At 51.6% G+C, this 17,939-nt stretch carries 16 protein-coding genes, 2 tRNA genes and 1 rRNA gene; all 19 read left to right on the forward strand.

What is annotated here, in order from left to right:
• The first annotated feature begins 31 nt into the window (after positions 1-31).
• On the forward strand, positions 32-568 hold the full coding sequence (locus KNP80_RS14575; RefSeq protein ID WP_029594406.1) for a S1 domain-containing RNA-binding protein: 537 nt from the start codon (positions 32-34) through the stop codon (positions 566-568).
• A 209-nt stretch (positions 569-777) separates the two neighbouring features.
• On the forward strand, positions 778-3,180 hold the full coding sequence (locus KNP80_RS14580; protein WP_214835002.1) for a YhgE/Pip domain-containing protein: 2,403 nt from the start codon (positions 778-780) through the stop codon (positions 3,178-3,180).
• Between the two features lie 142 nt (positions 3,181-3,322).
• A tRNA-Met gene (locus KNP80_RS14585) sits at positions 3,323-3,399 on the forward strand.
• A gap of 9 nt (positions 3,400-3,408) precedes the next feature.
• Positions 3,409-3,480, forward strand: a tRNA-Glu gene (locus KNP80_RS14590).
• A gap of 68 nt (positions 3,481-3,548) precedes the next feature.
• On the forward strand, positions 3,549-4,778 hold the full coding sequence (gene tilS / locus KNP80_RS14595) for a tRNA lysidine(34) synthetase TilS (protein ID WP_214835003.1): 1,230 nt from the start codon (positions 3,549-3,551) through the stop codon (positions 4,776-4,778).
• 35 nt (positions 4,779-4,813) lie between these two features.
• Positions 4,814-5,359, forward strand: coding sequence for a hypoxanthine phosphoribosyltransferase (gene hpt / locus KNP80_RS14600; RefSeq protein WP_021068188.1), 546 nt, complete (start codon positions 4,814-4,816; stop codon positions 5,357-5,359).
• 105 nt (positions 5,360-5,464) lie between these two features.
• Positions 5,465-7,492: an ATP-dependent zinc metalloprotease FtsH gene (gene ftsH / locus KNP80_RS14605; protein WP_214834116.1), complete on the forward strand. Its 2,028-nt coding sequence runs from the start codon at positions 5,465-5,467 to the stop codon at positions 7,490-7,492.
• Positions 7,493-7,586: 94 nt separating this feature from the next.
• On the forward strand, positions 7,587-8,351 hold the full coding sequence (locus KNP80_RS14610) for a type III pantothenate kinase (protein ID WP_021068190.1): 765 nt from the start codon (positions 7,587-7,589) through the stop codon (positions 8,349-8,351).
• 20 nt (positions 8,352-8,371) lie between these two features.
• Positions 8,372-9,298, forward strand: a complete 927-nt coding sequence (hslO, locus tag KNP80_RS14615) for an Hsp33 family molecular chaperone HslO (RefSeq protein ID WP_285800955.1) — start codon at positions 8,372-8,374, stop codon at positions 9,296-9,298.
• Positions 9,299-9,384: 86 nt separating this feature from the next.
• Entirely contained in the window at positions 9,385-10,338 is a 954-nt protein-coding gene (cysK, locus tag KNP80_RS14620) for a cysteine synthase A (RefSeq protein WP_021068192.1), read from the forward strand.
• 118 nt (positions 10,339-10,456) lie between these two features.
• A complete protein-coding gene (locus tag KNP80_RS14625) occupies positions 10,457-11,812 on the forward strand; it encodes an anthranilate synthase component I family protein (RefSeq protein WP_251132406.1) in 1,356 nt (451 codons plus the stop codon).
• Entirely contained in the window at positions 11,809-12,393 is a 585-nt protein-coding gene (pabA, locus tag KNP80_RS14630) for an aminodeoxychorismate/anthranilate synthase component II (protein ID WP_029594412.1), read from the forward strand. Before KNP80_RS14625 ends, pabA begins: the two co-directional genes overlap by 4 nt.
• Positions 12,377-13,207 (forward strand): aminotransferase class IV, encoded by an 831-nt coding sequence (locus KNP80_RS14635; RefSeq protein ID WP_214720445.1) that lies wholly within the window; start codon positions 12,377-12,379, stop codon positions 13,205-13,207. Before pabA ends, KNP80_RS14635 begins: the two co-directional genes overlap by 17 nt.
• Positions 13,204-13,989, forward strand: coding sequence for a dihydropteroate synthase (gene folP / locus KNP80_RS14640; RefSeq protein ID WP_214835005.1), 786 nt, complete (start codon positions 13,204-13,206; stop codon positions 13,987-13,989). Before KNP80_RS14635 ends, folP begins: the two co-directional genes overlap by 4 nt.
• Positions 13,982-14,347, forward strand: a complete 366-nt coding sequence (gene folB, locus KNP80_RS14645; RefSeq protein ID WP_214720443.1) for a dihydroneopterin aldolase — start codon at positions 13,982-13,984, stop codon at positions 14,345-14,347. The genes folP and folB overlap by 8 nt, the downstream gene beginning before the upstream one ends.
• A gap of 11 nt (positions 14,348-14,358) precedes the next feature.
• On the forward strand, positions 14,359-14,847 hold the full coding sequence (gene folK, locus KNP80_RS14650; protein WP_353048002.1) for a 2-amino-4-hydroxy-6-hydroxymethyldihydropteridine diphosphokinase: 489 nt from the start codon (positions 14,359-14,361) through the stop codon (positions 14,845-14,847).
• Between the two features lie 22 nt (positions 14,848-14,869).
• Positions 14,870-15,865, forward strand: coding sequence for a tRNA dihydrouridine synthase DusB (gene dusB / locus KNP80_RS14655; RefSeq protein WP_214720441.1), 996 nt, complete (start codon positions 14,870-14,872; stop codon positions 15,863-15,865).
• 147 nt (positions 15,866-16,012) lie between these two features.
• On the forward strand, positions 16,013-17,503 hold the full coding sequence (gene lysS, locus KNP80_RS14660; RefSeq protein WP_021068200.1) for a lysine--tRNA ligase: 1,491 nt from the start codon (positions 16,013-16,015) through the stop codon (positions 17,501-17,503).
• A gap of 330 nt (positions 17,504-17,833) precedes the next feature.
• Positions 17,834-17,939, forward strand: a 16S ribosomal RNA gene (locus KNP80_RS14665); the annotation flags it as partial.

The following is a 17,939-nucleotide window of genomic DNA, read 5'->3' on the forward strand; positions in this document are numbered from 1 at the left end:
GAATCAATCAAAAAAAGGAGTACATTATTTTATGTCAATTGAAGTAGGAAGCAAGGTACAAGGTAAGGTTACAGGGATTACGCATTTCGGAGCGTTCGTAGAACTTCCAAATGGCAAAACGGGTTTGGTGCACATCAGTGAAGTGGCAGATTCTTACGTCAAAGACATCAATGAAGTGCTAACGGTCGGTCAAGAAGTGACGGTCAAAATCTTGAACGTCGAAACAGATGGCAAAATCGGGTTGTCTATCAAAAAGGCCGTCGATCGCCCTGTCAGTGAACGTCCAGAGCGTCCAGCCGGCGAGCGTTTCTCTCGTGGCCCACGCCCAGGCGGCCCGGGTCAAGGCGGCCCACGCCCAGGTGGTCCAGGACAAGGTGGCCCACGCGGTGGCGGCGGTCCACGCGGTGGCGGTCCACGTGGCGGCGGCGGACGTCGCGAAGTACGCCGTGAGCCAGAAACGTTCGATACGTTGATGAGCAAGTTCTTGAAAGACAGCGACGAGCGCTTGACGACGTTAAAACGTCAAACCGACTCAAAACGCGGTGGACGTGGAGCCAAGCGCGGGTAACCCTTCGTAAACCATCAGCTTCTACTCGTAACGATAGACGGTCTTCCTCAAGAAGACGACGAACCACAGACTTTTATAGTCTGTGGTTTTTTTTGATTCTTTTTTGTTATGAAAAATAACTAAAAAGGGTTGCATTTTTTCGAGGAAGCGAGCACAATAGGTAACATGAAAAAATAGTTATGTTTTATAAGTGAAAGGTGAGAATGAAAATGAATGGATGGAAACTGTGGTTGGCGGAATGGAGAAGCATCGGGAAGAATCCTCGGGTCTGGGTCCCGATTCTCGCGGTCGCACTCGTACCGCTCATGTATGCCGGGATGTTCTTATGGGCGTTTTGGGATCCGTATGGACAGATGAAAGACTTGCCGGTGGCGATCGTGAACGAAGACCAGGGAGCGACGTTCGACGGGGAGCAACTTGCCGTCGGGGACGAACTCGTTGAGAAGTTAAAGACGTCTGAGGCGTTCAAATTTATCGAGACGACGAAACAAGAAGCCGAGTCAGGGTTGAACGATCATGACTATTACATGGCGATTGAGATTCCGGCAAACTTCTCAGAAAAAGCGACGACGGCTCTCAGTGAACAACCTGAGAAGCTCGAACTCAAATATATCGCCAATGAATCGTATAACTTTTTAGCGGCTCAAATCGGCGGTTCCGCGATGGAGCAAGTGAAAGGTGAACTGTCGACCGAAGTCGCGAAACAGTACGTCAGTGCGATGCGTGACGGGATTCAAGATGCCGCTGCTGGACTCGATGAAGCGGCGGCTGGGGCGGGAAAACTGGCAGATGGATCGCAGACGGCCGAACAGGGGGCGACCCAATTGGCCGACGGGACCGCATTGCTCGCTTCAAAACAACAAGAATTGGCTGACGGGGCGAGTCGGTTGAATGAAGGTGTGGCCCAACTCGAGACAGGGACGACGGAATTGGCGAAGGGAAGCCAGCAAGTCTATGCAGGTAGCGCCGCCTTATCAGACGGGGCACGTCAAGTGAATGACGGGGCGTCTGCCCTTCAAGACGGAACGAGCCAACTTGTCGAAGGGACAGGCACGTTCGCCTCGAAGTTGGAGGAATTGCACAGCGGGACGGCTTCTCTCAATCAAGGCGTTCAACAACTCGCGGCCGGGATTCAGCGTTCGAAGGACGGCAGTGAGCAATTGAGTGCCGGTTCAAATGAATTGGCGGCCGCGATGACGGCGGCGAAAGAAGGAAATGCCGCCTTGATGGCAGGAGAGACGGAACTTGTGGCCGGGATTGGTCAGATGAAGACGGAAATGTTGGCCAGTCAAGATCAGTTGATAGGCCAGCTGTCAGCACTCGCTGAGGCAGGGCAACCTGCTTCACCAGAGATGCTACAGGCGATTGTGGCCCAATTGGCGGAAGGTCAAACAGCGACGGCAGCTGGATTCGATGCACTGTCCACGGGAGCGACGCGTGTGAAGGAAGGGCAGGCCGCGCTCGGTGACGGATTGACGCAAGCGGAGGCTGGTGCCAATGAACTCGCTTCGGGACTGGTGACGTTACGTGACGGACAAGCCGAGCTCGCAAGCGGGGCACAGGCGTTGGCGGATGGGTCGACACAAGTGGAACAAGGGGCGCAAACGGCAGCCGTGAGTTCGAAAGAGTTGGCTTCGGCAAGCAATCGCTTAAACGCCGGCGTCGGAGCGTTGAAAGACGGGACCGCCGAACTCGCGTCCGGCAGTACGCAGTTGACCGAGGCGACGGGCGCCTTGTCAGAGGGTAGTTCGAAACTCGCGGACGGGGCGAAGAGCGCCGGCGCGGGCACGAATACACTCGCGAACGGGGCTGTACGTTTGGCAGAGGGCGGTAAAGACCTTCAGTCAGGTAGCGACCAGCTCGCAGACGGAGTGTCCGAACTTGCGGCTGGTAACAGCAAGTTACGGGATGCGCTCGCCGATGGGGCCGAAGCGGCCGCAATCGACATCCGAGACGATAACGTCGACATGATGGCCGGACCGGTCACGGTCGTCAATGACTCGATTCACAAGGTCCCGAACTACGGAACAGGTTTTGCACCGTACTTCATGTCACTCGGACTATTCGTCGGGGCTCTCTTGCTCTCGATTGTCTATCCGCTGTACGATCCAGCTGGAAAACCGAAACGCAGTCTGTCATGGCTCGTCTCAAAATCGGGTGTGTTGCTCGTCGTCGGATTTATTCAAGCGCTCGTCTTGGATGTGGCGATGGTCATGTTGCTCGGACTTGAAGTCGATGCACCGCTCCAGTTCTTCGGATTCAGTTGGCTCGTCAGCATCACCTTCCTCTTAATCGTGCAGCTGCTTGTCACGACGCTCGGAAATCCGGGGCGTTTCGTCGCCATCGTCTTATTGATCCTTCAATTGACGACGTCGGCTGGAACGTTCCCGCTCGAACTGATTCCGAGCGCTCTCCAACCGTTTAACGCCTGGTTGCCGATGACGTACACCGTATCGGGCTATAAAGAAATCTTGTCAGCGGACGGCTGGAGTTACTTGCAACAAGCGATCGTCTATTTGGCGTCCGTCTCGACCGCTTGCTTCTTCTTGCTCTGGGGATATTTCCGCATCGCCTGGAAGAAAAAATATCGGCTGACGACGTCAGAAGCGTGATGCACAACGAACTGAAAATCGTGTATAGTGGATAAGACGACACTATACACGATTTTTTTGTGAAAAAACTTTTAAAAAAGAATTGACACTGACGTGGGTACTGGTTATTATAGAAAATGTGCTTAGGACACAACAATAACATGGCGGTGTAGCTCAGCTGGCTAGAGCGTACGGTTCATACCCGTGAGGTCGTGGGTTCGACTCCCTCCGCCGCTACCATTTTATTTAGGCCCGTTGGTCAAGCGGTTAAGACACCGCCCTTTCACGGCGGTAACACGGGTTCGAATCCCGTACGGGTCACTTACCTAAGCGAAAAGAAGCCATCTCACTCGAGATGGCTTCTTTTGTTATATCAAGGAGGCGGACGGATGACGAAAGTATTGGTTGCCGTGTCCGGTGGAGTCGATTCGGTCGTCTTATTGGATCGAGTCATTCGGACCGGTATGGAAGTGGGCGTGGCCCATGTCCATCATGGGTTACGTCCCGAATCGGACGAGGAATATCGGTTCGTGCAATGTCTCGCCGCATCCTATGGGGTTCCATTTCACGGAAAGCGACTCACTTTTCCGGATGGCGGTTCGCAGGCGAGTTACCGGACGGCACGATATGCGTTCTTTGAACAGGCTATGCAGAAGTTCGGCTATACACAACTGATGACGGCCCATCACGCGGACGACCAACTCGAGACCGTCCTCATCCAACTGCAGCGTAACGTCATCGAAGTGACGGGAATTCCCGAGCGTCGTCCGTTCGCAGGAGGAGAACTCGTTCGTCCGCTCTTATCGGAACCGAAGCGGGAATTGATTGCCTATGCCAAACGATACGGACTTGAATGGAGAGAAGATGCGAGCAACGCCACGACCGAATATTTGCGCAATCAAGTGCGGCATCAGATCGTGCCCCAGCTCCTCGCGTCGCAACCGGATCTTGTTCAAGTTGTGAGCGAAACAGCTCGGCATCAACGCGAACTGTGGCGGACCCGCTACCGACAGATGGAGAATTGGATCCAGGACAACGTGCGGCTCGAGATGAAAGCGTTTCACGTGAAATTGGATAACTTAATGTGTCTAAAACCTGTCGAACGATACACCGTCGGGCGCCTGCTATCAATGCGCTACGGGGTAGAGGTGGGGACCGCGATCGACCGTCTGTTAACGAGTGCTAAAGGTTCTGGCCATTTCGACTTAGAGGGGCCATGGGGCCTGCGGAAACAAGACGGGCTCTTATCGTTACAGGCAACTGGTCAATCACTCCTAGCCCCACACAAACAAGTGGTAACGACCTTCCCAGCGCATGTAGTGTTCGGGACTTCGTTATTCTCACTAGACGTTGAGGATGATACGGACGGCATCCCGCTCGAGGCGATCGAGTTGCCGTTGATCATCCGCTCTGTCGAGGCTGGGGACGCGATGAAACTGTCCATCGGGACGAAAAAAGTCGCCCGCATCTTCATTGACGCGAAGATTCCGCGAGAAAAACGGCCATTCGTCCCATTGGTAGTTGACGCAACGGGACGGATTATCGCTATAGTAGGGGTAAGAGTTTCCGATTTTCCGGATAAGTCGGGTGCGATGTGCCCACGATTAATGGTAAAATGATGATTGTGTCGGATAAGAAAGAGGAGGATTTTAAGATGTCATTAATGAACGATATGGAGAAAGTACTGATTTCAAGCGAAGAGATTCAAGGTAAAGTGAAAGAACTCGCTACAACACTTAGCGAAGAATATAAAGAAGAGTTTCCACTCCTCGTCTGCGTGTTAAAAGGTGCGATGCCATTCATGTCAGACCTCGTCAAAGAAATGGACATCCATTTAGAAATGGATTTCATGGACGTGTCGACGTACCATGGCGGAACGTCATCGACGGGTGAAGTTAAAATTGAGAAAGATTTAAATACATCTGTAGAAGGACGCGACATCTTGATTGTAGAAGATATCATTGATAGTGGGCTCACGCTCGGCTATCTCGTTGACCTGCTCAAGTACCGCAAAGCCAAGTCGGTTAAAATCGTTACGCTTCTCGATAAACCTACGGGCCGCAAGAACGGATTGTCGGCAGATTATAGCGGTTTCGTTATTCCGCACGAGTTTGTTGTCGGCTATGGTCTCGATTACGAAGAGAAATATCGTAACCTTCCGTACGTCGGTGTGCTCAAGCCGAGCATTTACGGGGGCTAACGTTTTTCTTTTGAAAATGCGTCGTGTTAAGATAAAAGAAATACCCAAAGTATACACATATACTGAATGGGCGAGAACATCGTTTCTCGGAATAGGAGGCAGAGAATGAATCGTGCAGTGAAAAACACCTTAGTTTTCGGTGTGATTTTCCTAGCCTTGATCTTGTTCCTTCAATATTTACAAAACCCGAATAGCCAGAGCGAGACGCTTACGTATTCGAAGTTCTTGGAATATGTGGAAGAAGGTCGGATTGAAACGGCAACCGTACAAGAAATTCCGGGAGCCATCTCAATTACAGGAGATCTAACAGGAGACGAAGATCAGCGTTTTGAAACGAATATCCCGGCCAACGAGGCCGAATACGCCGAAGTGCTCTCGTCGCTTCGCGCGGATACCGACATCCAAATCGAAGAAGCAGAGTCGAGTGGTAGCTGGTTCAGCATCGTATTCGCGATCTTACCGTTCATCATCATCTTCATCTTATTCTTCTTCTTGCTCAACCAAGCCCAAGGTGGCGGCGGTGGCGGTCGTGTGATGAACTTCGGGAAATCGAAGGCCAAACTATACGACCAAGAGAAGCGCCGTGTGACGTTTAAAGACGTCGCCGGAGCAGACGAAGAAAAACAAGAGCTCATCGAAGTCGTTGAATTCTTGAAAGACCCACGTAAGTTCTCGAAACTCGGGGCACGGATTCCGAAAGGTGTCTTGCTCGTCGGTCCTCCGGGAACAGGTAAAACATTGCTCGCTCGTGCAGCTGCAGGAGAAGCCGGTGTACCGTTCTTCTCAATCTCAGGTTCTGATTTCGTCGAAATGTTCGTCGGTGTCGGGGCGTCACGTGTTCGTGACTTGTTCGAGAATGCGAAAAAGAACGCACCGTGTATCATCTTCATCGATGAAATTGATGCGGTCGGACGCCAGCGTGGTGCCGGTCTTGGTGGTGGCCATGACGAGCGTGAGCAAACGCTTAACCAATTGCTTGTTGAGATGGATGGATTCAGTGACAACGAGGGCATCATCATGATTGCCGCGACAAACCGTCCGGATATTCTTGACCCAGCCTTGCTTCGTCCAGGTCGTTTCGACCGTCAAATCACGGTTGATCGTCCAGATGTCAAAGGGCGTGAAGAAGTCCTTAAAGTTCATGCGCGCAACAAACCGCTCGATTCGACAGTCGACTTGAAGTCGATTGCGCAGCGGACGCCTGGGTTCTCAGGTGCCGACCTTGAAAACTTATTGAACGAAGCAGCGCTCGTCGCAGCCCGGTCTGACCGTTCAGCGGTATCAGTCGTGGATGTCGAGGAAGCGATTGACCGCGTCATCGCTGGTCCTTCTAAGAAGAGCCGTGTCATCTCGGAGAAAGAACGACAAATCGTCGCCTATCATGAAGCAGGTCATACGATTATCGGGATTGAACTTGAGAATGCAGATGAAGTGCATAAAGTGACAATCGTTCCTCGCGGTAACGCAGGCGGTTATGTCGTCATGCTTCCAAAAGAAGATCGCTACTTCATGACGAAACCTGAGCTTGAAGATAAAATCGTCGGTCTCCTCGGGGGCCGTGTGGCGGAAGACGTCATCTTCGGTGAAGTGTCAACAGGAGCCAGCAATGACTTCCAACGTGCGACTGGTATCGCGCGGAAGATGGTCATGGATTACGGGATGAGCGACAAGCTCGGACCGCTCCAACTTGGATCGAACCATGGGGGACAAGTCTTCCTCGGCCGTGATTTCCAAACGGAACAAAACTACTCGGATGCGATTGCACAAGATATCGACCTCGAAATCCGGGATATCATCAACCGTTGTTACGCGAAAGCGAAACAAATCTTGACGGATCGTAAAGACGATCTCGAACTCGTCGCGAAGACGTTGCTCGAAGTTGAGACGCTCGATTCGAAACAGATTCGTCACTTGATTAAGACGCGCGAATATCTTCCACACGAACCGGAAGAGCCGTCTGAACCATCGAAAGATGATGCAAGCGACGAAGCGAAAAAAGATGAGGCGGCCGTCAAGCACGGACAAGTCATCGATCAGCCTGGAGTCGTTCAAGAAGCGAAGCCTGACGTGGTCCCTGAAGGCGATAAGCCGGAAGCGACGCCGACGGAACGCCCGAATAACGAATCACGCTAAGTGTAAGAGACGAATGCCCTAAACAAGGCATTCGTCTTTTTTCGTGTTATAATTCGAGCGAACTGTAATTGACAACAAAGTGAGGAACGCTATCATGATTTTAGTGATTGATGTTGGGAATACAAATATTGTCCTTGGGATGTATGACGGCGAGACGCTCGTCCATCATTGGCGCATCTCGACAGACCGTACGAAAACAACCGATGAATACGGCATGCTCGTGAAATCACTGTTCGATCATTCGAACGTCTCGTTCGATCAGATTGACGGCGTGATTCTGTCTTCGGTCGTTCCACCGGTCATCTTTCCGCTCGAACAGATGTCGCAACGTTATTTTAATGTCCGGCCGATTGTCGTCGGTCCCGGCGTGAAAACCGGTCTCGACATTCATGTCGATAATCCGCGCGAAGTCGGTGCAGACCGCATCGTCAACGCGGTCGCTGGAATTGCCAAATATGATGGACCGCTCATCATCGTCGATTTCGGAACGGCGACGACGTACTGCTATATTGATGAGAACCGCCGTTATCACGGAGGCATCATTTCACCGGGGATCATGATTTCGGTCGAGGCGCTCTATCAACGGGCGGCCAAGTTGCCGCGCATCGAGCTCGCGACACCACCTACGGTCGTTGGGAAAAATACAATTCAAGCGATGCAGTCCGGGACGTATTACGGCTATGTCGCACAAGTCGACGGGATTGTCGGTCGTATGAAGCGTGAAGTCGGAGAAGCGACTGTGATCGCCACAGGCGGTCTCGCGCGTTTGATTAGCGAGCATGCAGAGACGATTGATGTCGTCGATTCATTTTTGACGCTCGATGGGCTTCGTCTCATCTATGAGCGCAACCAGAAATAAACTTAAAGGAGTTACTCGATATGATTCAACCAGAACAACAAGCATTACTTGACCAAATGAAAGCCGATTACCTCGTCCGTGCCCTCGGGTTCAACGGGGAAGTCCGCGCGTTTGCCGTCCGGACGACGAAAACAATCTTTGAAACGCAACTTCGTCACCAGACGACACCGGTCGCTTCAGCGGCGCTCGGACGCACGATGACGATCGGGACGATGATTGGTGCGATGCAAAAAGGCGCCGCTCGCGTGACGCTCAAAGTCGAAGGAGATGGACCGATTGGGAAAATCATCGTCGATGCTGATACGGCAGGAGACGTGCGCGGTTACGTGTCACATCCTCGTGTCGAAGGCGGCACGTTTGTGAATGATCACGGTTTGACGAAGTTGAAAGTCGGCGAAGCCGTCGGACGCGGGACAATCTCGGTGATTAAAGACCTCGGTTTGAAAGACTTTGTCGGAGGCTCATCTGAGATTCAAACGGGTGAGATTAGCGAAGACTTCACGTACTACTTCGCGACGTCAGAACAAGTGCCGTCAGTCGTCGGTGCGGGTGTGCTCGTACTTCCGGAAGATGAATCGATTCTTGCGGCTGGTGGCATTATCGTTCAATTGATGCCGGATGCGTCAGAAGAGACGATTCAAGCGCTTGAACAGGCGCTCAAGACGTTCCCACCGGTGTCGGTCCTCATCGGGGAAGAGAAAACGCCAGAAGAAATGCTGCAGATGCTCCTTGGCGACAGCCTCGAAGTGTTGGATCAAAAACCGGTCCAATTTAATTGCACATGTAGCCGCGACCGTATGGAGAGCGCGATTATCGGACTCGGTGCCGAAGAGATTCGTCACATGATTGAAGAAGATGGCGGCGCTGAAGCGGTTTGTCATTTCTGTGGCGAGAAATACCACTTCTCGGCGGAACAGTTAGAAACGATGAAACAACAAGCACGCTGACCGCTTTGCTCCAAATTGCATATTTTGAATCTGATAGGGTATGATTACAATATCGGAATAGTCGGAATTATGGAGGAGGAAATGAAATGCGTATCGTAGATTCAGTAACAGACCTGATTGGAAAGACACCGATTGTGAAGTTGAATGGATTGACTGGCGCTGAAGATGCCACGGTTTACTTGAAATTGGAGTATATGAACCCAGGCTCTAGCGTAAAAGACCGGATTGCGCTCGCGATGATTGAAGCGGCGGAACGAGAAGGGGTCTTGAAGCCAGGAGATACGATTATCGAACCGACCAGTGGGAACACAGGGATTGGTCTTGCCATGGTCAGTGCGGCCAAAGGCTATAAAGCGATTTTGGTCATGCCGGAAACGATGAGCATGGAACGTCGCAATCTGCTTCGTGGCTACGGTGCGGAACTCATTTTGACGCCGGGTCCTGAAGGGATGGGCGGAGCGATTCGTCGTGCGACGGAAGAGGCTGAACAAAACGGTTATTTCCTCCCGCAGCAATTTAACAATGAAGCCAACCCGAACGTGCACGAGATGACGACGGGACCTGAAATCGTCGACGCATTCGATGCGTCAGGCCTCCAAGTCGATGCGTTCATCGCCGGCGTCGGGACAGGTGGAACGATTACGGGAGCGGGTAAAGTGTTGAAAGCCCACTATCCAAACGTACAAATCCTAGCGGTCGAACCGGTCGATTCACCGGTTTTATCGGGCGGTAAACCAGGCCCGCATAAAATCCAAGGCATCGGGGCCGGGTTCATCCCGTCGATTCTCGATACGGAGATTTATGAAGGTGTCCTTCAAATCACGACCGATCAGGCGTTCGAATACGCACGTCTTGCGGCCAAAACGAACGGCGTGCTCGGAGGCATCTCGTCTGGGGCGGCGATCGCTGCCGCTGTCGATACGGCGAAACGTCTCGGCAAAGGGAAAAACGTGCTGGCGATTATCCCATCAAACGGAGAACGCTACCTCAGCACACCGCTCTATCAATTCGATGAAGAATCAGATAGCGTACGCTCGTAAACAAACGGCAGTTACCGGGAGACAACTTCTTTCGGTAACTGCCTTTTCTTGTGTACAATTAAAGGCATGAATCAGTGGAACGGGGGAATGTGGCGTGAGACAAACAGCGTTCAAAACCATGCGCATGACAAAAGAGAAGATGTACGACACGTATATGACATTGACGGAAGGGGAGAAGCACTACGCGTGGTTAGAGAGTGGACGCGTCGGCCGCTATACGATGGCCGGGATTGAACCGTTCGCTACGCTTCACGTGAAAGATGGGGTCGGAACGTTCGCTACATCAGATGTGACGGAAACACTGTACGGTGAGCCGCTCGACATCGTCGAAACAATCCGCACCCGGTACGCTACCGAGCGACCGGCTGGCGCTCCCCCGTTTTTTGGCGGGATGATCGGTTATGTGAGCTATGACGTGGCCCGAACGCTCGAACGGTTACCACGGCAGGCAGCGGACGACTTGGCGACACCGGACGTCTCCTTCTTACTGTTCGATGAAGTGGCGGTCTTCGATGAAGAAGAATCGCTCTTATATATGCTCGTCACGGCGGACGACCAGGTAGAGGTGAAACTCGATCGCTTTGCCGCCCTTTGGCACACCGAGACGCACTATGCGTTCCCGCCGGTCGCAAGCGGGACGCTCGAACGTTCACGCTCGCTATCACAAGAGAAGTTCGTGACGGCGGTGCAAAAGATTCAAGACTATATCGTCGAGGGTGATGTGTTTCAGGTGAACTTGAGCGTGCGGCAATCGGAACCGTTGCTCGCGCATCCACGTCACATCTACGACACGCTCCGGAAAGTGAACCCGTCACCGTATATGGGTTATTTCGCTGACGACTCGCTTACGATGGTGTCGGCTTCACCGGAACTGTTGCTCGAAAAACATGGCGCCGCCATCTCGACACGTCCGATCGCCGGAACGAGACCACGAGGCCGGGACGAGGCAGAGGATTTGGAACTGGCTCGGACGTTGCTCGACAATGAGAAAGAGCGGGCCGAACATGTCATGCTCGTCGACCTTGAACGAAACGACTTGGGCAAAGTCGCGGCTTACGGGACAGTGCATGTCGATGAGCTGATGGTCATCGAGAAATACTCGCACGTCCAACATATCGTCTCGAACGTGCGCGGTTTGATGCGGGAAGGCGTATCGGGAGCCGAAGCACTTGGCGCGATGTTCCCGGGCGGCACCATCACCGGGGCGCCGAAAATCCGGACAATGGAAATCATCGAGGAACTCGAACCGGTCCGGCGTGGGATTTACACCGGCTCATACGGATGGCTTAGTTGGGATGATGACCTCGTGTTCAACATCACGATTCGGACGATGGTCGTGAAGGACGGAATCGCCCATGTTCAGGCTGGTGCCGGGATTGTGATTGATTCGGATCCTGAAGCGGAGTACGCCGAATCACTTTCCAAGGCGAAAGCGCTATGGACGGCGAAAGAAATGACGGAGGCGACGGTATGATTTTACTCATCGATAACTATGACTCGTTCACATACAATTTAGTTCAATACTTTGGGGAGCTCGGTGAACAACTCGTCGTCCGTCGTAACGATGACATCACGATCGAGGAAATTGAAGCGCTCGCCCCAAGTTATCTCGTCATTTCGCCTGGTCCGTGCACACCGAGTGAGGCGGGTATCAGCATCGATGCGATTCAGGCGTTTGCCGGTCGCATCCCGATTCTTGGCGTTTGTCTAGGACATCAAGCGATTGCTCAAGCGTTCGGCGGAAAAGTCGTCCATGCCGAGCGGCTCATGCATGGCAAGACGTCAGCGATTCAACATGACGGAAACACGCTGTTTAACGGCATCCCGCAACAGACAATCGTGACACGCTACCATTCGCTCGCGGTCGAACGAGATGCGTTACCGTCGTGCTTGAAAGTCACGGCCGAGACGAGCCTAGGAGAAATTATGGCACTCCGGCATGAAACGTTACCGATTGAAGGGGTCCAGTTTCATCCGGAAGCGATTTTGACAGAACACGGCAAAGACATGATTCGTAATTTCGTCGAGGTGTATCGTCATGTGGCTTTGGCATAACGGCGAACTAAGGGGCAGCTCTGAAGTAACGATTCCGATTGAAGATCACGGATTTTTATATGGGATGGGCCTATTCGAGACGTTTCGAACGTTCAATGGCATCCCGTTCTTGTTTGATTTTCACTGGGAACGTCTCGAGAAGAGCTTAGCGGAACTATGGATTGATTTACCGTATACGAAACAAGAGATGGAGCAGGCGATTCAAGACGTCGTTCGTCAAAACGGGACCCCGAACCTGTATGTGCGCTTGAACGTGTCCGCGGGGGTGGCGCCACTTGGACTCTATGACGGACGCTACACGCATCCGAACGTGACGCTACTCGTCAAACCGCTGCCGGAGTCGTTTCAACCCGTCGAAAAACGGTTGGAAGCCATTCCGTTTCCAAGAAGTCGGCCCGAAGCTTCATTCCGCTTAAAATCCCATCATTATATGAACAATATATTAGGGAAGCGCATGCTCGTTGATCGGGAGGCGGAAGGGCTGTTCGCCGATGACTCAGGACATGTCGTAGAAGGGCTTGTCTCGAATATCTTCTGGGTCGAAGCTGACCAACTTTGGACGACGCCGCTCGCGACAGGACCTCTGGCTGGGGTCACGCGACGTTGGGTGATGGATACGTTTGATGTGAAGGAACGTGATGTGACGTTTGCGGAACTTACACAGGCAGACGAGATTTGGTTGACCAATTCGGTTCAACAGATTGCTCCGGTCACAGACTATGCCGGGAACAGCTATCCAGGAAAAGACGGGGCAAAATTTAAAGCATGTTGGTCTGTCTTGTTGCATGCGATTGAGAGGGAAGAAACGCGATGACAAAAATCATGGGAATTTTAAATGTGACACCGGATTCGTTTTCGGACGGAGGACGATATACGGCGCTCGAACAGGCGGTCGCTCACGCCAAGCAACTCGTTCAAGACGGAGCGGACGCGATTGATATCGGCGGGGAATCGACACGTCCGGGAGCCCGGTTCGTCTCGGCGGAAGAAGAAATCGAGCGAGTCGTTCCTGTCATTCGTCAACTGAAGCAAGAGCTCGACGTGCTCATCTCGATCGATACGTACAAACCGGTGGTGGCAAAGGCGGCATTAGAAGCCGGGGCAGATATCATCAATGACGTCTGGGGCTCGAAGTGGGGCGATCAATCGATGGCACAAGTGGCAAGGGCGTTTAACGTTCCCATCATCTTGATGCACAATCGCGACAATCGAAATTATGGCCATTTCATTGAGGAGGTCGTCGGTGACTTGTACGAATCGATTGAAATCGCCCAAGCGGCCGGTGTGCCGGATGAGATGATTTGGTTAGACCCGGGAATCGGCTTTGCGAAAAACTATGCGCAAAACATGGAGTTGATGAATCGACTCGACGTGATCACGAACCTCGGTTATCCGGTGTTACTCGGAACGTCGCGGAAATCATTTATTGGGCAAGCGCTTGATTTACCGACTGAAGAACGACTAGAAGGGACACTGGCGACGACGTGTCTAGGAATCATGAAAGGCTGTGCGTGGATTCGGGTCCATGACGTAAGAGAGAATAAACGAGCGTCACTCATGATGGACGCGATGCTGGGAGGCGGACAAATTGGATAAGATGTTTGTGAATGGGATGCGTTTCTATGGCTATCACGGTGTGTTTGAAGAAGAGAATCGACTCGGTCAACGCTTTAACATCGATTTGATGTGTGAGTTGGATTTGGCGCCGGCGGGACAATCGGACGATTTATCAGACGGAGTCAGTTATGCGGGTCTCTATCAATTGACGGAAGAGATCGTCACCGGTGAGCCGGTCAATCTGCTCGAGGCGCTGGGTGAACGCATCACGAAGGCTGTCTTGGCCCACAGTGACAAAATTCAAAGCGTCACCGTCAAAGTCATCAAGCCGGACCCGCCCATCCCGGGTCATTATGACTCGGTCGCGATCGAGATGACACGGAGACGGAACGTATGATGTACGTAGCGTTGGGATCGAACATTGGGGAGCGTGCCAACTATCTAGCAGAAGCGATTCAAGCGATGGCGGTAAACGGTCTTCAGGTAACGAAAGAGTCATCCGTATATGAGACGGCACCGGTCGGATACACAGATCAGCCATCCTTCTATAATATGGTCGTCGAAGTCGAGCCGTCCCTTTCTGCGGAAGCGGCCTTGCTTCAACTCCAACAGATTGAACGGGACCTAGGGAGAGAACGACTATTCAAGAATGGACCGCGTACAATCGACCTTGACATCTTGGTCTATAACAGCGAAGATATACAATCGAAGCAGTTAACTGTTCCGCATCCACGGATGCATGAACGCGCTTTTGTCCTTGCCCCGTTCGCGGAGATTGCTCCGGCGGTCGAGGTAAAGGGAATGACGGTGCGGGCATGGCTAGAAGCCCTTCCTGCGTCGGAACGACAAGATGTCGTCCGTCTCGGACCGTTACAATCATTGGTCAGCTCGGTTTAACGTTAGCAAAGGAAGTGGAGAAGTGTCAGGGTTCAAGATTGGTAACATCGATATAAAGAACCGCGCCGTCCTTGCCCCGATGGCCGGAGTGACAAACCCTGCGTTTCGTTTGATCGCGAAAGAATTCGGCGCGGGACTCGTCTGTGCGGAAATGGTCAGCGATAAAGGGATTTTATTGGAGAATGCAAGAACGCTCCGGATGCTGTACGTCGATGAACGGGAAAAACCGCTCAGCCTTCAGATTTTCGGAGGTTCGAAAGACACACTCGTCAGAGCGGCCCAGTACGTGGATCAAAACACGAATGCGGACATCATCGATATCAATATGGGTTGCCCAGTCCCGAAAGTCACGAAGTGTGAGGCGGGTGCCAAATGGTTGCTCGACCCGGACAAAGTTTACGAGATGGTGAACGCCGTCTCGAATGCGGTCGATAAGCCGGTCACGGTCAAAATGCGCCTCGGTTGGGACGAAGACCATATTTATATTCTCGACAATGTTCGGGCGGCTCAATCTGGCGGAGCGGCGGCGATTGCGATTCATGGTCGTACGCGGTCTCAACAATATGAAGGAACCGCAAACTGGGATTGGATTGGCGAAGCCAAGAAGATTGCGACAGTTCCGATTATCGGTAACGGCGATATCTCGACACCACAAGAAGCAAAACATGCGATTGATCATTATGGTGTCGATGCTGTCATGATCGGACGGGCAGCGCTCGGTAACCCATGGATGCTGTATCAAACGGTGCAGTATTTGGAGACTGGTGAACTTCCGCCAGAACCAGCGGCGCGTGAAAAGATCGACATCTGTATGTTGCATCTCGATCGCTTGATTGCCATCAAAGGAGAAGTAACCGCCGTTCGCGAGATGCGTCAACATGCGGCATGGTACTTGAAAGGGTTGAAAGGCAGCGGCCCGGTTCGGAAGCAAATCAACGAAACGGAATCGCGAGATGCTTTTGGCATCGTGTTGTATCATTTTGTGGAACAGCTCGAGCGACACATGCAAGAAGTGTGAACTAGTGAAAAAAATTGATTTGTGGTAAGCTTGTTTGGCGAAAAAGTGAACCACACAAGCAAACGGTTTAGGCTGTGCTGTTGGCCGTGAGGCTGACAGTTTTTTATTAGGAACATCCCCAATACGTATAGAGGAGTGAATGGAGTAGTGAGTCACGAGTTGGAAATGAATGACCAAATGCAGGTTCGTTTTGAAAAAATGACCGAGATGCGTGAACAAGGGCTTGACCCGTTCGGACGTCGGTTCGAACGTTCTGCCCACGCCGGTGAATTACATGAACAATATGAGGCGATTGAAAAAGAAGCCTTGGCCGAACAAGACGTCGAAGTGACGCTTGCCGGACGAATCATGACGAAACGTGGAAAAGGGAAAGTCTTCTTTGCCCACATCCAAGACGTCACAGGACAAATCCAAATCTATGTGCGTAAAAATGACGTAGGTGACGAACCGTTCGATTTATTTAAGTCATCTGACCTTGGTGACATCGTCGGGGTGAAAGGGAAGTTGTTCAAGACGAACGTCGGCGAATTGTCGATTCATGTTGAAGAGTTCGAACTCTTAACAAAAGCACTTCGTCCGCTTCCTGATAAATACCATGGCTTAAAAGATGTTGAGCAACGCTATCGTCAACGTTATTTGGATTTAATTACGAATAACGATTCGCGTCAAACGTTTATTCTGCGTAGCCGAATTATCTCGGAAATTCGGAATTTCTTGAACCATCGCGGTTACTTGGAAGTCGAAACGCCGATGTTGCATACAATCGCAGGTGGAGCGGCGGCCCGTCCGTTCTTGACGCACCATAATGCACTTGATATGGAGTTATATATGCGGATCGCCATCGAGCTTCATTTGAAGCGCTTGATTGTCGGTGGTCTCGAGCGCGTGTATGAGATTGGCCGTGTCTTCCGTAATGAAGGGATCTCAACACGTCATAACCCGGAGTTCACGATGATTGAATTGTATGAAGCGTATGCGGACTATAATGACATCATGGATTTGACGGAAGAACTCGTAGCTCACGTAGCTCAAGAAGTCCTTGGCACGACGGACGTTCAATATGGAGAAGATACGATTCATTTGGCTGTCGGTTGGAAACGTGCGCACATGGTCGACTTGGTTAAAGAAGAAACAGGCGTCGATTTCTGGCAACAGATGTCTGATGAAGATGCACGTGCGCTTGCAAAAGAGCACGGTGTCGAGATTCAAGACCATATGACGTTCGGTCACATCGTCAATGAATTCTTTGAGCAGAAAGTCGAAGAAACATTGTTACAACCGACGTTTGTCACAGGTCATCCTGTCGAAGTATCGCCATTGGCGAAAAAGAACGATACAGATCCACGCTTCACGGATCGATTTGAATTGTTCATCGTTCGTCGTGAACATGCTAACGCCTTCACGGAATTGAATGATCCGATTGATCAGCGTGAGCGTTTCGAAGCTCAACTTCTTGAGAAAGAAGCAGGGAATGACGAAGCCCATGAATTGGACAACGATTTCCTTGAGGCACTCGAATACGGAATGCCACCAACGGGCGGTCTTGGAATCGGAATCGATCGCCTCGTCATGTTGTTGACGAATGCACCATCGATTCGTGATGTTCTATTGTTCCCGACGATGAGACACCAACAGTAAAGAATCGTTTCAACCTCTCGCTCTTACGGGCGAGAGGTTTTTCTATGGAGAATGTTGCCGATTTAAAGAGGATAAAAACTTTTTTAGAAAAACTTTTGCAAAAAGTCTTGCGTTCTATTTAGGGATGCGGTAAAGTAATAAACGTTGCCGCTGATGGCAGCGGAAAAGAATAAAAAAAGTGGTTGACAACTGTGTCGATGACTTGTATTATTTTAAGAGTCGCCAATGAGCGACAGACGAACTTTGAAAACTGAACGATGAGGCAAAAAAAGTTTTACAATGTTTGAATGAAGCGCAAGCTTCGTCATGTTTTAAAGAGCTATATCAAATTCTTTGGAGAGTTTGATCCTGGCTCAGGACGAACGCTGGCGGCGTGCCTAATACATGCAAGTCGAGCGCAGGAAATCGACGGAACCCTTCGGGGGGAAGTCGACGG

Origin of the sequence: Exiguobacterium sp. E4787, from assembly GCF_018618375.1 — a bacterium.
Classification (GTDB): domain Bacteria; phylum Bacillota; class Bacilli; order Exiguobacteriales; family Exiguobacteriaceae; genus Exiguobacterium; species Exiguobacterium chiriqhucha.

What these genes read in the sequence shown, in the direction of transcription:
- KNP80_RS14575 (WP_029594406.1), top strand. Translation starts at nt 32, where the DNA reads ATGTCAATTGAAGTAGGAAGCAAGGTACAAGGTAAGGTTACAGGGATT.
- KNP80_RS14580 (WP_214835002.1), top strand. Translation starts at nt 778, where the DNA reads ATGAATGGATGGAAACTGTGGTTGGCGGAATGGAGAAGCATCGGGAAG.
- tilS (WP_214835003.1), top strand. Translation starts at nt 3,549, where the DNA reads ATGACGAAAGTATTGGTTGCCGTGTCCGGTGGAGTCGATTCGGTCGTC.
- hpt (WP_021068188.1), top strand. Translation starts at nt 4,814, where the DNA reads ATGTCATTAATGAACGATATGGAGAAAGTACTGATTTCAAGCGAAGAG.
- ftsH (WP_214834116.1), top strand. Translation starts at nt 5,465, where the DNA reads ATGAATCGTGCAGTGAAAAACACCTTAGTTTTCGGTGTGATTTTCCTA.
- KNP80_RS14610 (WP_021068190.1), top strand. Translation starts at nt 7,587, where the DNA reads ATGATTTTAGTGATTGATGTTGGGAATACAAATATTGTCCTTGGGATG.
- hslO (WP_285800955.1), top strand. Translation starts at nt 8,372, where the DNA reads ATGATTCAACCAGAACAACAAGCATTACTTGACCAAATGAAAGCCGAT.
- cysK (WP_021068192.1), top strand. Translation starts at nt 9,385, where the DNA reads ATGCGTATCGTAGATTCAGTAACAGACCTGATTGGAAAGACACCGATT.
- KNP80_RS14625 (WP_251132406.1), top strand. Translation starts at nt 10,457, where the DNA reads ATGCGCATGACAAAAGAGAAGATGTACGACACGTATATGACATTGACG.
- pabA (WP_029594412.1), top strand. Translation starts at nt 11,809, where the DNA reads ATGATTTTACTCATCGATAACTATGACTCGTTCACATACAATTTAGTT.
- KNP80_RS14635 (WP_214720445.1), top strand. Translation starts at nt 12,377, where the DNA reads ATGTGGCTTTGGCATAACGGCGAACTAAGGGGCAGCTCTGAAGTAACG.
- folP (WP_214835005.1), top strand. Translation starts at nt 13,204, where the DNA reads ATGACAAAAATCATGGGAATTTTAAATGTGACACCGGATTCGTTTTCG.